The organism is Pseudoalteromonas aquimarina (genome assembly GCF_049257255.1).
GTDB lineage: Bacteria > Pseudomonadota > Gammaproteobacteria > Enterobacterales > Alteromonadaceae > Pseudoalteromonas.
In genome coordinates this window covers 282,068-297,684 of the sequence record NZ_JBMMUG010000007.1, presented here as the reverse complement: position 1 = coordinate 297,684, position 15,617 = coordinate 282,068, and the positions used below count along the sequence as shown (strand labels likewise).

At 38.6% G+C, this 15,617-nt stretch carries 14 protein-coding genes; 1 reads left to right on the top strand and 13 read right to left on the bottom strand.

What is annotated here, in order from left to right; translation table 11 throughout:
* Positions 1-217 precede the first annotated feature (217 nt).
* The gene (locus tag AAEU29_RS18060) at positions 218-652 is read left to right on the top strand and encodes a BLUF domain-containing protein (protein WP_421974615.1); all 435 of its coding nucleotides are present in this window, start codon (positions 218-220) and stop codon (positions 650-652) included.
* Positions 653-687: 35 nt separating this feature from the next.
* Here the strand turns inward: AAEU29_RS18060 and asd are convergent, their stop codons facing one another.
* The 13 genes from asd to AAEU29_RS17995 form a co-directional block, all read right to left on the bottom strand.
* Positions 688-1,794, bottom strand: a complete 1,107-nt coding sequence (gene asd / locus AAEU29_RS18055; protein ID WP_274760417.1) for an aspartate-semialdehyde dehydrogenase — start codon at positions 1,792-1,794, stop codon at positions 688-690.
* A 229-nt stretch (positions 1,795-2,023) separates the two neighbouring features.
* Positions 2,024-4,750: a TonB-dependent receptor plug domain-containing protein gene (locus AAEU29_RS18050; RefSeq protein WP_421974614.1), complete on the bottom strand. Its 2,727-nt coding sequence runs from the start codon at positions 4,748-4,750 to the stop codon at positions 2,024-2,026.
* A gap of 78 nt (positions 4,751-4,828) precedes the next feature.
* Positions 4,829-6,436 (bottom strand): beta-helix domain-containing protein, encoded by a 1,608-nt coding sequence (locus AAEU29_RS18045; protein ID WP_421974613.1) that lies wholly within the window; start codon positions 6,434-6,436, stop codon positions 4,829-4,831.
* A gap of 261 nt (positions 6,437-6,697) precedes the next feature.
* A complete protein-coding gene (locus AAEU29_RS18040; protein WP_421974612.1) occupies positions 6,698-7,996 on the bottom strand; it encodes a tetratricopeptide repeat protein in 1,299 nt (432 codons plus the stop codon).
* 90 nt (positions 7,997-8,086) lie between these two features.
* Positions 8,087-8,689 (bottom strand): energy transducer TonB, encoded by a 603-nt coding sequence (locus AAEU29_RS18035; RefSeq protein WP_421974611.1) that lies wholly within the window; start codon positions 8,687-8,689, stop codon positions 8,087-8,089.
* 2 nt (positions 8,690-8,691) lie between these two features.
* On the bottom strand, positions 8,692-9,102 hold the full coding sequence (locus AAEU29_RS18030; RefSeq protein ID WP_040135876.1) for an ExbD/TolR family protein: 411 nt from the start codon (positions 9,100-9,102) through the stop codon (positions 8,692-8,694).
* A 29-nt stretch (positions 9,103-9,131) separates the two neighbouring features.
* Positions 9,132-9,659 (bottom strand): MotA/TolQ/ExbB proton channel family protein, encoded by a 528-nt coding sequence (locus AAEU29_RS18025; RefSeq protein WP_421974610.1) that lies wholly within the window; start codon positions 9,657-9,659, stop codon positions 9,132-9,134.
* 1 nt (position 9,660) lies between these two features.
* Positions 9,661-11,025, bottom strand: coding sequence for a MotA/TolQ/ExbB proton channel family protein (locus tag AAEU29_RS18020; protein ID WP_421974609.1), 1,365 nt, complete (start codon positions 11,023-11,025; stop codon positions 9,661-9,663).
* Between the two features lie 12 nt (positions 11,026-11,037).
* Positions 11,038-11,799 (bottom strand): DUF3450 domain-containing protein, encoded by a 762-nt coding sequence (locus tag AAEU29_RS18015; RefSeq protein ID WP_421974608.1) that lies wholly within the window; start codon positions 11,797-11,799, stop codon positions 11,038-11,040.
* 349 nt (positions 11,800-12,148) lie between these two features.
* Entirely contained in the window at positions 12,149-13,447 is a 1,299-nt protein-coding gene (locus tag AAEU29_RS18010) for a MipA/OmpV family protein (protein ID WP_421974607.1), read from the bottom strand.
* 45 nt (positions 13,448-13,492) lie between these two features.
* A complete protein-coding gene (locus tag AAEU29_RS18005; protein WP_421974606.1) occupies positions 13,493-13,996 on the bottom strand; it encodes an RNA methyltransferase in 504 nt (167 codons plus the stop codon).
* Entirely contained in the window at positions 13,996-14,496 is a 501-nt protein-coding gene (locus AAEU29_RS18000; protein ID WP_274760429.1) for a YcgN family cysteine cluster protein, read from the bottom strand. Before AAEU29_RS18000 ends, AAEU29_RS18005 begins: the two co-directional genes overlap by 1 nt.
* 116 nt (positions 14,497-14,612) lie before the next feature.
* On the bottom strand, positions 14,613-15,593 hold the full coding sequence (locus AAEU29_RS17995) for a lytic murein transglycosylase (RefSeq protein WP_421974621.1): 981 nt from the start codon (positions 15,591-15,593) through the stop codon (positions 14,613-14,615).
* Positions 15,594-15,617 lie beyond the last annotated feature (24 nt).

Sequence of the window (15,617 nt, the reverse complement as noted above, 5' to 3'; positions counted from 1 at the left end):
AAATATGGACTGATGTTATAAAAAAGATTAGTGCTGCATGTGTGGCTATATCGTTATGTGTTGGACTTGCAGCAGAACCTAACAAGGGCGCATTAGCGCAATCATAATAACCTCTAATGTACGTTATGTTAAATGCGGTGTATTTAAGTAACCTTGTTATTCTTCCCTTTAAAAATGAACTAAAATAATTAGATTATTATTGTTTAGGTATTTTTGTGTGGTAAATAGTATTGTTTATCTCAGTAAAGCTAATCGAGAATTTACTGAACAAGAGTTACAAGCTCTGTGTGCTGATTTTGCCACAAAAAACAAACTGTTAAATATCACAGGTTTTTTATATTTCAAAAATGGAATGTTTTTGCAATACATCGAAAGTTCTGACGATGCTGTTCAAACCCTTTTAAAAACGCTGAAAAAAGATGATCGCCATACAATTTATTTTGAGTGTAGTTTTAATACCTTTTCAACCATATGTTTTCCATCTTGGCAAATGAACTGGTTAACGCTAAATCTTGGTTTTAATCAATCAAATCAGCAACTGCTGTTAAATACTATTCAGTTTATTGTGAATATGGATTTAAGCGAAGGAAATCATTTAGAAACAATTAAAAATTTAGTTTTGAGAGTAAGAGATACAATATATTGTTTATAAAAAAGCCATTACGTTTGTAATGGCTTTTTTATTTATTAATCTGTGATGATTCTCAGCATTCTACGAAGAGGTTCTGCGGCGCCCCAAAGTAGCTGGTCACCTACAGTAAATGCGCTGATATATTCAGGGCCCATCGATAATTTACGAATTCGACCAACCGGAATAGACAAGGTACCAGTAACATTAACAGGTGTCAGTTCTTTACTTGTAACATCACGCTCATTTGGTACAACTTTAACCCACTCGTTATGTGACGCTAAAATCGACTCAATTTCTTCAACAGAAATGTCTTTTTTAAGTTTAATGGTCATTGCTTGCGAGTGACAACGCATTGCACCAATACGTACACATAACCCATCTACAGGGATTGGTTGTTTATTGCTGCCGAGAATTTTGTTCGCTTCTACTTGCGCTTTCCATTCTTCTTTACTTTGACCTGATGGCATTGGCACATCAATCCAAGGAATTAAGCTACCTGCTAATGGCACACCGAATTGATCGGTTGGCAGTGAATCTGATTTAATTTTTTCAGAAACAAGTTTATCCACTTCCAAAATTGCAGAGGCAGGATCAAGCTTATCAGCGACTTCCTTATGAATTTCACCCATCTGTGCGATAAGTTCTTTCATATTGCGCGCGCCGGCACCTGATGCTGCTTGATATGTCATTGGACTTACCCATTCAATCAAATCTTGCTCAAATAGGCCGCCAAGTGCTAATAACATAAGTGAGACAGTACAGTTACCACCAACAAATGTTTTAACGCCCTGCTCTAACCCTTGTTTAATTACATCGAGGTTTACAGGGTCGAGCACAATAATACTGTCATCAGCCATACGCAGTGCAGAGGCAGCATCAATCCAGTAGCCATCCCAGCCTGTTTCTCGTAAACCAGGGTACACTGCTTTAGTATAATCGCCGCCTTGGCAAGTTAAGATAATATCCATTTTTGCAAGTTCGTTAACGTCACTTGCATCAAGAAGTGGTTTTGCATCGCCTGCGATATCAGGACCAAGCTGACCGGTTTGTGAGGTGGTAAAAAAGGTCGCATCAATTTTATTAAAATCACCTTCTTGTTGCATACGCTCCATTAATACGGAGCCAACCATACCACGCCAACCGACTAAACCAACTTTTAACATAATTCAAATTCCTAAATAAAATGTAATAACTTTTTGATGCGTGAGAGTTATTAATGTTCTGCATTTTGGCAGAAATTCGAATCTATCATTTAGACTTCTAGAAATCTACCGTATAACTGGGATTGTTGAAAAAATATCATAAAAAAAAGCCCAACAATTGTTGAGCTTTTTGGCTAGGTATATAAATACGCTAGGTTTAGTTGAAAGTCACTGGTTTTAGAGTCGGTTATTAAAACTCATATGAAAAATCTAAACTGATTTCCGTTGGCATTTCTTTTTGACGAATTAACACGTCATTTTGCTCAACTTCAAAGTCTTGACCTAACACATTCTTAACTTTAAACGTAATTGTTGAGTTAAAGTTAGGATAATAACTATAAACAACATCCAATGAATTAATTGGTTGCTCATAGGCATCATCAAAGTTATTAACACCTGCCGCTAAGATACGGTCACCAAATACGTTATAAATTACAGACGCTTGATGATTACCATTATGCGAATCATAGTTAAGCTGCAAGTTTGCAACGTATTTAGAGTGCCCCGTCATACGACGTTCTAAATTTGTTAAATCACCACGTTGACTCTCAAGAATGGTTACTTCGGAGTCACTCACTGTGATGTTACCTGATGTGAAGAACGCACCACCTAACATATCGGCGTGTAGTTCTGTCATCCACTCTGCTTCAATACCATAAACAACAGCGTTATCTGCATTATCAAATTGCAGTGTGAAACGACCATCACTTTCGGTTAATAGTGCTTCAATTGGGCTGTCGATATCTTTGTAGAAAGCACCAATTGAGTAGTTATCACCACTTTCAAGGTAGAACTCTACACGGGCATCAAAGTTATCAAGGTAACTTGATTCAAGATATGGATTACCTAAAGTACGGTAATCTGTTAATGGATCTTGATACTGTACCGGAGTAAGTTCTCGTAAATCAGGGCGAACCACTGTGTTACCGTAACCAAATCTCACTTGATACGTATCTTGGCTATATGTCATTGATAACGAGCCAAAATAATCATCTTCTAACACAGTTGCTTGTTCGATAGCTTCACTGCTTAGCTTATCAGCAAGCAATGATGGGTCGAATGCACTGCGTGAAAATGCTAATGCTACTTGTCGGAAATCTTCATAACGTACACCGCCACTTAAGCGCCAGTTGTTGTTAATAGTGAAATCAAACGCACCAAAGTAAGCATCAATCATTTGTGCAGCAAGGTAATCATCAGCTGTTGGTTCTTGGAAAAGAATTTCAACGTCTGTGTTATCAACCATGCTATCGCTACTGAAATAACTACCAATATTTAACGCTTGGTCTTCACTTTGTGCTAACTCAACTTGCTGTGTTTGCGCAAAGCGATAGTTGAAGAAATCCGTGCGATAGTCACGGGTTTTCTCAATAAAGTAACCACCACCCGATAACTCTAAATCAGAGCCAGAGAAATAGAATACTTTATTAACATTTACGCCCCAGTTTTCTACCTGATCTTCCATATCAACAAAGCGATATAAATACGGGTTGCCACCAAGCGAACCATTATAGAAAGTGCGTTGGTACTGGCCATCTTGGTACTCATCACGTACTGTGATTTCAAGTTCACCTGGGATCTCAGTGGTTGCTGTTGAATCAGTATAATGCCAATCTACACCGAAACCATCGAGTAAACCCCAAGTTAAGTTATGCTGACCACGTACTTGAAGAATGTCGAGTTGGCGCTCTTCAAACGATGTAGTGTGACTACGCTGAACCTGACCATCTTCGATACTTAAGGACTTTGAAGGTTCTTGATAAATTGCAACTGATGCTTCATCTTCAGTATCACGAAGTTGCATATAAGTTGCTGTTAAATCATGACCATCTAGCTTATAACCTAAGTTAAACGAGGTATTTAACTTGATATTATTCTTAGTCGATTGCTTGTTATTTTTAGCCGAGTAACAGGCAAAAGTATTCGTCGAACAATCTCCCGTTGCTGCTGCGTCAACTGCAGAAAGTACCGCTGAAAACTCTTCAGAATTTGACCATTCATTGTCATAAGCAACACTTGCTAAAAAGCCAAGCGAACCACCAAAGCCAAATAAATCGTCAAAACGGTCGCCGTAAACAGCTTTTACACCAAAATCAGGATTTAAACTTTCTTTCGTTAATCCATAATCGCGTGGCAATGCTTTAATTAAGTCTTTATTAAGCGCAATTGCAGCATCTTGACCAATGTCACTGCCAAGTGCTTTAGATTCAACATCGCGAATATTACGAATAGAAATATCAGAAAGGCCATTAACATAGCGATTAAGTGCAGCGCGCACTGTACCAGGCATTGCACGTGAGCCATCATCTGTGCCTAGCCAATCATCGCTACCACCTTCGTAGGTATAGCCTTTATCATTGGTGTCTTTATAGCTTGCACCAATATCAATTTTAAAAACACGTTCATCTGGAATACTCTTGGTACGAATATTCACATCACCGCCACCAAACGCTGCTGGCATATTCGGTGAATACGCTTTTTGAACTGATAGTGATTCAATGATACTTGATGGGAAAATATCAAGTGGAATTACGCTACGTGTTAAGTCTGGGCTAGGTACTGATGCACCATTTAAACGTACACTAGAATAACGCTCACCAAGACCACGTACGTAGATAAACTTATCGTTAACTAAGCTTAAACCTGTTACACGACGAAGTGCGGAAGCTGCATCTGAATCACCAGTACGTGAAATCTGTTCAGCACCCATGATGTCGGCAACGAAAGCTTGGTTTTTACGCTCTTCAATTACTGCACTTGCACTGCCTTTTAAACGGCTGGCTGTAGCAACAACTTCTTCAATTTCCTGTTGTACTTGTGCTTGTTCATTATCATCTGCAATTGAGGAAAATGACGAAAACGCACAAAGCACTGAAAGCGTAACTAAATTAGCTTTAAATTGCTTATTTGGTTTCATATTAAAATCCTCTAAACCGATAGTACTTATAAAAAGGTGTGGCATTTTGCCACACCAAAACTCACTATTTGGCTTAGATTATTGACCAGCGCGAGCTAGCGAAGCTTTAACGAACTCAGCCCAATCGCCAGTTGCACCTTCTTGAATTGCACCTACGTAGCCTGCGTTATCAAAGAATGAATTAACTTCGCTCATGTCTTTAGCAACAGCGGTTACTGCGTTACCGTCTTTATCCATCATTGCTGCTTTGGTAGATACACCGTCAGCTGCAAAGATGTTATCGAAGCTTGCAAAACCGATGTTTTGGTTATTGCTACCTGCAGCAAACCATGCAGCCATATCAAAACCTGCTAAGTCACCTTCAAGTGCTGTGTTTACTTCTTCAAACTGAAGACCACATGCAAAGATTGCACTTTCGAACTTAATGTCACCGTTTTTAGCATTTGCGTGAACACCTGCAGCGCCAGACTTGTCTTTTTCATTGTATAAATCTAAACAAGCAGAACCTGATTCTGTAGAAGAGTTAGCGAATAAGATATTAGCCATGTGTGCTTTACCCCATTCTTTCATTTCCATACCTGCGCCAGTACGACGACCTTCTGCACCAGCAGAACCTGTACCAATTACAGTTGCGTTTGCAATGATTGGGTTAGAAACTGTAGTTACAAGGCCTTGACCATCAACAGAAAGCGGATCTTTCTTAGCACCATCTGTTTCGAAACCGTGGTTACCATATTGCTTTGAGTGAACAAGGATGTATTGACCCATACCTTTCCAACCCTCATCCCAGTCAACACCGTCATCACCAGTTTCAGTTACAACAATGTGCTTAAGGTTTACAGAACCACCAAATAGTTCGATACCGTCATCAAAACCATTGTGTACGTGAACATAATCAATCGTTGTACCTGAACCAACAGCGTTAAGTGTTAAACCATTAAGCTCATCACCTTCAACACCGTAACCTGCGTATTTGATAACAATGTGCTTTAAAATACCGCTGTTATCTTGAGGGTCGTTACCACCGTAGTATGAAACAATGCCTTCTGCAGCGTGGTTACATAAATCTTGAGAAGCTGCTTCTGAAGAACAACGGATTGAATGGCCACGACCATTAACCTGAATACCACCCCAGTCACCAATTTGTGCTGTTGTAGCATCATCACCATCAACTTCAGCAATTGAAGTGAAAACGATTGGCTTGTCTACTTCACCAATTGCTTCGATGTTTGCACCACGTGCAATACGGATAAAGCTTTCAGGCTTAGTAAATGCAATTGTAGCGCCCGCTTCGATTGATAATGTTGGACCGTTATCATCGATTGTTGCACCTGTTGACGTATCAATGTCTTTACCAATGAATAGCGCACCTTCAAATACGTGTGCACCGCCATTTTCAAGGCGAGGAATAACGAAAGAACTTGTAATGTCTTTTGCGTTACTTGCGAATGCTTGGCTGTAAACACAGTTTACGCCTTCTGCTTCACCTGTGAACTCAGCACCGTCTAATGTGTAAGTTGCACATGAAATTTGTTCTACTGGTGTACCTGTGCTTGGGTTTGTTACAGAATTGTCTACGCTGTTATCAATTGTTGTTGGTGTAATATTGATATCGCCACCGCCACAACCTGCAAGTGTTAATGCTGACGCAACCATGCTCACTTTAAATAAACCAGAAAGTTTCATTGTTTTCTCCGTTGATAGTTTTAAGCTTTTTAGCTTTTGTGTGCTTATGCACTAATTTAGAATTGCGTATACGTTAGAGGGTTTATGTGTCAAATGGGTTACACTTAATTAACATGTGGATGACAGTTTCTTGTCAGATTTCTTAAAATGTGGAGTATTGGCGTCAGTTTTTGTTTTAAACAAAAGTGCCTGATTTAAAATGAAATAAGGGACCATAAAGGTCCCTTAGAGGTTGATTACAAATTTTATTTTATAAAACTATTACAAATAAGCCTTCGCTAACGTGTCTTTATCAAGTTTTTCACGTTTCACATATTGCAGCCATTGTGATGCTAAACGTTCGGCCTTTTTAAATTTCTTTGCTTGCTCAAATGCTAAAATAGCAGCGTCAAAATTTTCTAAATTATATTGCGCCATACCAAGGGCAATAAATGCGTTTGATTCTTGCTTTAATCCACCTTTATCAAGCGCTGAACGAGCTGAATCTGCCGCTTCATCAAACATTTCTAAGTTTAAGTACACTTCAGCCAAACGGCGATCATATTCACCTGTTTCAGTTTGTTTTGAAGCAGCAATAAAAAATGGTACCGCTTTTTTATCTTCTCGTGCTTGCATATAGGCTTCAGCTACAAAAATCAGATTTTTTGCTGATTTCTCAATATTACCTTGCTCAAAACCAAGTTCCATTGCATTAGCAGCTTTGTATGCAAGGCCTGAATACATGTAGATTTGCGCAAGATTTTTAAGCTTTGTTCCATCATTTAAGAAACCACGCTGTTTTGCTGTTTCAATTAACGCAAGTTGCTTCTTATCTTGGCCAACCTCACCATACATACCCGCTAGTTGTACCCAGTATTCTGGTTTATCAAAGCGAAGCACCATTTCTTCTAAAACACGTACAACCTCTTTTGGTTGATTTAATGAGTAATAAGAAGCACGCAGTAATACATACCAGTTTTCTTTTACTTCTTTATTTTCAGCATCATGTAAGTTAATTGCTGTATTTATAAATTGAACAGCACTTTCATAATCTTTAGCCTGGTAACTTGCGTTCGCTTTAAGCTCGTAATAGTTGGCTTGTGGAGGTTTAGTATTTAATGCTTCCCAATCATTTAGGTAACTTAATACTTTATCAAATTGCCCTTCTGCCATTGCTAATTGTGCTAGCGAGAAAATTGTATTTAATTTTAAGCTTTCTGGAATTGGGTCTTGCTTAACTACATTTTCAAATGCCGTCATTGCTTCACTTACACGGTTTTCATTGTAATAAATGAAGCCATAAAAGTTATACATCATAGCAATCTCATAGCTATTCATGCTTGATGACTTTTTCTTTACGATATCGAGTGCTTCAATTCCCGCTGCAACATCGCCATCGTCAGCGAGTTTTTGTGCACGCGCAAGCTGGGTATAAACTTTATTGCGAAGTGCCGGAACACGTTTAGTTTGGACTTCTTCAGCACTAAGCGAAGCAAATTGGGTATTAAATAAAGCATCACTTAGTGGTGCACCAAATACACAACCTACTAACGCAATACTAATTAAATTTCTTTTCAACATTGTAATTCAACCTAACTAAATTTTTTAACAAACACCTAAGTGTTTAAAGGCACAAGTTAAGGCAATGCAAAAATCATTGCCTTAAATAGATTACCCATTAATTTGGAAAGTAATCTTGTTTTGCACACCTGCTACTTCTACTGCTTCACCGTTAACAACACGCGGCTTGTATTTAAACTTTAATGCTGCATCCATTGCTGCTCGATTAAATATCTCTTCGGGTTCGGCTTGTATCACACGCGGCTGTGATACCGTACCGGCTTTTGTTACTGTGAATTCAACAATTACATAGCCTTCAATACCACGACTTAGCGCACGGCGAGGGTACACTGGTGAAACCTTAACAATAGGCAGGTATTCTCCATCACCAGAATCAAGCGCAAGACCTGCTGCTAAATCAACATTGGTGTCAACATTTGCTGAAAAATCAAAGTTACTAGCCGTTTGCGTTGTATCAGAACTACTTGCCTGTGGTGCCATTGGCGGTGGTGGCTCTTTTGGCTTTGGCGGTTTTTGTGGTTTACGTTCTTTCTTTTGCACCGACTCTTCTTGTTTGAGTCTGACAAAATCGAGTACATTTCCTTTTACCGGATCGCTTGCCACACCATCACCACTTTGAATAAGTGCCTGCATGCCAAAAAATAGGAGTGCAGTAACTATAATTGCGATTAACGTGGAAATTAAATAACGCATTTTTACGCTTCCTGCGCCGCAATCGATACGTCAAATACACCAGCAGAACGCGCCGCATCCATCACCTTAATTAGGGTGTCGGTAGTGGCTTTTTTATCTGCCTGGATAACTACACTGCCCTGTGGGTTTTCAGCATGTAAACGTTCTATGTTTGCTTGTACTGCACGCACATCTACTTGGCGTTTATTGATCCAAATTTCGCCTTTGTCAGAAATGGCAACGAGGATGTTGGCTCGCTCTTTTTTAACTGCCGTTGCAGCTTCAGGGCGGTTTACATCAATACCAGCTTCTTTAACAAAAGTGGCTGTTACAATGAAGAAAATAAGCATGATAAATACAACATCTAACATTGGTGTCATATTAATTTCTTCGTTTTCTTCTTCTTGAAAAACATTTGCTAATGGTGCTCTCATAACTAGCTCCTAAATTCTTAAAATTGGTATTAGTGGTCTAAGACCAATTTGTCGTCCAACAGCGCAACTTCGCGCTTTGCTTTACGTTGTAAATACGTTGCGGCAAATACACCCGAAAGTGCACCAACCATACCCGCCATTGTTGGGATAGTTGCTTTAGATACACCCGATGCCATTGAACGAGCACTGCCTGTACCGGTAATTGCCATTACATTAAATACCTCAATCATGCCGGTAACTGTGCCTAGTAATCCAAGTAATGGGCACAGTGCAACCAACATATTAATCATGGGTAGATTGTGATTAAGCTTTAAGCTAATACGCGAAATATTTGCTTGTTTAATTTGCTCGGCTTCCCAGCTATTGCGTTCTTCACGAGCAAACCAATTTGTAATTACTGATTTTTTATTCGAACGATATGTTGTGAAAACATATAAAAAACGTTCGATTACCAGCAACCACATAGCGCAAATTAGGACTCCGATCACCAGCAGTACTGAGCCACCGGTGTCTAGGAAATCGCGTATCGCGTTGATGAAGTCCCCAAAGATAACCATCTTACTGCGCACCTTTCTCGCTACGCTCAGCGATAATGCCAGCACTTTGTTCTTGCAAAATTACCAGTAGGTTTTTAGAGCGTGTATTAAGTAGTGTATAGATAAATACCGTAGGAATTGCGACAACAAGGCCTAACACTGTGGTTACAAGCGCTGTAGAAATACCGCCTGCCATTAGTTTAGGGTCACCCGTACCGAATAACGTAATCGCTTGGAAGGTATTAATCATACCCGTTACGGTACCAAGTAAACCTAATAGCGGTGCTACAACAGAGATGATTTTAATAAGTGTTAAGTTACGTGTGATACGTGGCATTTCACGTAAAATTGCTTCAGAAAGTTTAAGCTCTAACGTGTCATAGGTTACGTCAGGGTACTGATCTTTTACTTTCATAACACGACCAAGTGGGTTGTCATCTGATGCCACATCAGTTTTAAGTTGACGCTTAATTTTACCACCCATAATCATTAGTGAAACAAAACGTTCTAACGCAATCAATAAGCCAACTAAACCAATTGCAAGGATCACATAACCTACAGCACCACCTTGGTGTACTTGCTCTTCAGTGCTCGGTGCCTGTACCAGTAGTCCTAGAATTGAACCACCAGTTGGGTCAAGTGCAAAGTCAACAAAACCAGTATTCGCTGTTTGTAAATCCGAAGCGCTTGACTGAAAACGTGCAGCAGGTTGACGTGTTAGTTCTGATAACGTGTTAGTTGTCGCGTTGTAAGTTAGGTACTTCCCATCTGCAACTAAATTAAATGAACCTACGCGCACAACTTCTTTATTAACTTTTTCGCCGCCAGCTACAATAACATCACGGTTAAAACGTGATACTTTGCCTTGCTCTGTCATTTCACGTTGTAATTCGAACCATACTTTTTCAATATCTTCGATAGACGCAAGCTTTGAACTTGAACCCATTTTTTGTGCAAGTTCGCTTAAAAACACACCGCGACCAGGTAATTCAGCTGACACATTCGATGTAATAAATTTACTTTGTGTATCACCAGCAACTTGTTGTAAAACACCAAATAACTCTTTTAATGAACCCATACGTTTGTTTAGCGTTTCACTCATGTTCGCCAGTTTGATTTCATTTTCTTCAAACTGCGTTTCAAGACGTGTTGAATCACTGATAAGGCCATCACGGGCATTGATTCGAGCACGAAGTAATGCTGCTTGTTGGGTATTAGCTTTGGCAAATTCGGCTTCACGTTGTTGGTTTTCTTGTGATTGCTGATAATTACCTTGTTCTAACGTTTTTAATAGCGAATCAAGATTTACAGGTTCTGCAGTAACCGCTGTGATAGTTAACAATGTACTTGCAGCTACAACTGATTTAACAAATTTCTTAAGTAACATAATGGCCTCGAATTAAACTGCTTTAACTGGCAGGGTTAGCATGTCTGGTGCAAGTTGCTTTTTAGCAATGCGAATCGCTTTATTAATTTGCGAGATATTGCTATCTGGAAGGCGTTCAAAATTGCTTGCCTCGGTATTCCAAACACCTGCTTTTTTGCCATCTTTTGTTAAGTAAATTAAATCAAGGCGGCCAATACGTAAGAAATCAACTTCACGTTCTTGACCATCTACATCGATAAGGCCTGTATATGATTCAATGGTGCGACCGTAATCAACTTCAATTTGATACGCTTCAAGTACGCGACGGAATTTTTCACTTGATGCAACATCTGCACGATCCATTAACTCTTTTAGAGAAGCAAGGCGATTGGCACGCTCTTTTGGAAGGAAAGGCACATCGAGCGCGATAAATTGCTCAAGTGATGTAATCATTTTTAACATCAATGGGGTGATTTGACGTTCAATTACTGACACTTGGTCGATTGATACGTTAATGTTTTCCATTTCTAACAGCTGATTAGAAATTTGTTTTTCTAATTGCTTGTTATAAATTGTTAAACCATCAATTTCTTTATTAACAGTTTTAAATTGCTGCAAACGTCCTTGCATTGTGTCAGCAATTTTATCTATTTTAGTTTGTGATTTTTGTGCTGATTGATTAATTTTGCTTGCACTGTCAATCACAGGCTTAAGCTGTTCGTTAGCTACTGCAGAAAGTGAACATCCCACTAATGCAGTTACTAAAATCTTTCGACTAAACTTAGTTGTAAACATTTTATGTAACCCTATTAAATGATTGCGCATAGTCTAGAGGCGCAAAATGACACAAGGGTTTCATAAACATGTCATTTACATTACATATCAATAAAAGTGAAATCTAAAGAAATTTTGACATTAAAAATCAATGCTTTAAATTAATTATCTATTTTCCACTCAGATGAGTATTAACATAAATATAACCAAGATTTTTCAACGAAATGACAAAAAAGCATTCTCATTGTCATAAATGGAACTGCCTTTTAGAAAGAGAAATAAAAACAAAACAGAAATACATTCCGTTGTTATTATAAAGGAAGATGTTACTAAAATGGTGCTACGTATTTAGCCGTTTTAATTCTAATAGTTAAAAAGAAAACTGGAGGTAAAAGGTATTGTAATTACTCCCACCTTTTATTCTGCCAAACTGTTGAGCTGACTCAAAAATAGAAGAACGATGATGAATACTGTAACCAAGCCATGTCTTATTGAGCTTTGGTGAGTTAAGCACATCGCCTAAATTTATATCTAATGAAAAGTCTAAATAGTTCATTAATTCACTGGGGCGATAACCTTTGCGTTCCATTTCAGAACGTTCTATGTATGTCACATTCGATACATAACTAAGCCCTTCAGCCATGCCCAATCTAACTCGCCATGGCAGTGGCAAAGTATAATAGGCTTTTATCGCCACAACATATTCTTGAATATTAGATTGCACCTCCGATTGCCAATGCCATGCGATACCTGGAGTGAGGTATATATCTAAAGGTAAACCAAATAGATCATCTGTTAAGGGGTGACCATAAAATAACGAGCTTAATTGATTATTATAAGGATCTTTTTCACTATCACCCCGAAGGATATCACCGATATTTGAAGGAGTAGCAAAACCATGTGCAACACGCCAATAGGCATTGTTATCTATCGTTTTTGGCGCGGTGTGTTTGTTATTAAAAAATGCAAAACCTAGAAAAAGTTCGTGAGAATATGAGTTATCAATTGCATTTGCATGTTTTACATTGTCATAAAATGCAGTAATCGATGCAGAGCCAAGCAAATACAAATTACTTACTAGGTGATAACGCCCTTCCGCTTTGACTGTTAAATCTGCACCTGCACCAATTTGTTCGTTTGTGAGCTCGTTAAGTGCATAATAATGACTATTAAATGACGCACTTTTATAGCGTAATGTCGATGAAAGGTTTATATCCCAGTCAGCTTTATTGTAGTTATACAGGTAACCTAAGTTAAGGTAAGGGTTACCCTCTAAATCAGTCATCAGCTCGCTAACAAGGTATTGTGAGTTATCTAGCTTAAATTTGTATTGAGCCCCAAAGTCAAAAGTATCGCCTTGAACTTGGTTTTGATACTCAAATGGAATATCAAAAAAGCGCATTCTAGTAATTGCATTAAAATGATGTTTTTCATTCGAGTGCAGATAAGCGCCTGCTTCTAATCCTTTAATATAAAAGTGATCATTTTTAAAAAACATCATAGGAACAAAGCTACTTACGCTATCACTTTCAGTTTTGAATGGAATACTTGCCTGCCTGATAGTTGCACCTATACCCCACTCTTTTTCATATTCTTGTGCGGCAATATTAAAAGAACAAAGCGAAACAAGCATAAACACAAAACGCATTAAGTTAGTTGTGAATGCCATTTGTAAACTCCCTTTGCTCTTTAAGCTTTAAATAAACGCAATAGATTATTTTCTAAAGGTTATTTTATTATTGTTATCTCTATTTTGTAACAAAAACTCACGTGAGTAATTTGTATTAGTGGCCTTTGCTAATCGATCATAAAGCACAACATTGACAGTTGCAGCTAGATTCATACAGCCATTGGTAGGAACATACACCACATCATCGCAATACTTAAGTACATCTTTTCGTATGGAACCGTCTTCTGGACCAAGCACATAGATGGCATTATCTGGGTGTGAAAAGTGCGGTAATGGCGTTGCCCCATCGATTAATTCAACTGCAATTATTTTAGTATCGGACTTAACCAATTCAGAGATATCGTTAATTGCCTGTAGTGGTATTTCTTCTACTCTTTGCTTTGTGTCTGTAGCAAATTTTTGCGCATAACCATATCGATTCCCTGTGTAATACACCTTATCAACGCCATAACACCCTGCTGCACGCATAACACCACCGACATTTGTCGGGCTTTTGGGGTTAATCAGCAAAACTTCTATGCACGACATTAATCATGGTCCTCTTTAGGCCAATCAGCAATGTAATCTTCAAATAGTTCCATATCGATTTGATTATCTTTCATCACACGGCCTTTTACACTAATGCCCATACGGTGCATTACAGCTTTGCTTCCATTATTTAAAAGTGGATGCCATGAGGCAAGACCTCGCCCTTCATGTAAACGACGGTAGCTACAACTTGGTGGCATAAAGAAAATATTATCGATATTGTCTTTCGTAAGTTTTACACAGCTGGGTACTAACGTGGTGCGGTTTTCATATTCCGTGCAAAAACACTTTTTAGTATCAAGGTATCGACAAACAATTGCTGTGTAGATGATTTCTTCGCCTTCTCGCAGTACATCGGTACTTTCAAAGGTGTCGTCTTGTTCATCGCTATCAATGAAAGTATGCAGGCAGCATTTACCACAACCGTCGCAAACGGCTTCCCACTCTTCATCATTCATCTCGGCTAACGATTTATTTAACCAAAATTTTTCTTCTAACATATGTGCCCCTAATTTTAAGGCGTCTATTTTATGCTAGATAAGTGAGAAAAGCGAAATTAAACAAGGATAGACATGGCGCTAAATAAGCACTTAGCGCCATTAAATATATAAAAAGACTAGATTTTAGGGTAACCAATTCGATCAGATAAATAGCCAACAGAAGTGGCAAAGTAGTAAGAACGGTTCCAATGCATTAATGCTTTATAATTATCGTAAGCAAGATACATTCGGCCATTTTCATCATCTGGCATGACAAGAGCTGCACTAATGTCTACTTGTGGTAAATCAGAGCCATCAGTACGCCTTACGCCAAGCTGTTGCCAAGCTGCTAAATCTCGCTCGGACTTTGACCAATTTTCAAGCCACTGTTTACGTGTACGGGTACCGCGTTGCAAAATATTACTCGAGTCAAAGTCATTTGGTAATAAAACTTGTCTACCCCAAGTTAAATCATCATTCCAACCGGCTTTTTTAAGGTAATTAGCAATCGATGCAAATGCATCAACCTTGTTTTGCCATATGTCTTTTTTACCATCACCGTCGTAGTCAACAGCATAAGCATTAAAAGAGGTTGGCATAAACTGCGTTTGACCCATAGCACCAGCCCATGAACCTTTAAAATGTTCAAGGCTAATATGACCTTCTTCTAAAATTGTTAATGCTGCCCACAATTGACGTTTGTATAAATCTTCACGGCGTCCATCGTATGCAAGTGTAACAACCGAAGAAATTACCGGAATTGAGCCCTGGATTTTACCAAAGTTACTTTCAAGACCCCAAAGTGCCACAATAAAGCGAGCCTGAACGCCATATTGTTTCGCGATTTGTTCTAAAACGTCTTGATTTTCTTTATATAACTTACGTGCTCTGTCAACTTTCCATTGCGGAACACGTTTTGGTAAGTAAGTTTCTAATGTTTCTTTTACTTCTGGTTGGTTTTTGTCAGCCTTGATTACTTTCTTTTTAAATTTGATAGTTGCAAATGCATCTTCAACAATTGATTTTGTAAATCCCTTTTCAATTGCTTCAACTTTTAAATCTGCAACGTATTGATTAAATTTTGCTTGCTCTTCATCTGCAAAGGTAGAGACCGAAATAAGACTTGCTGTGATTAGGGCGAG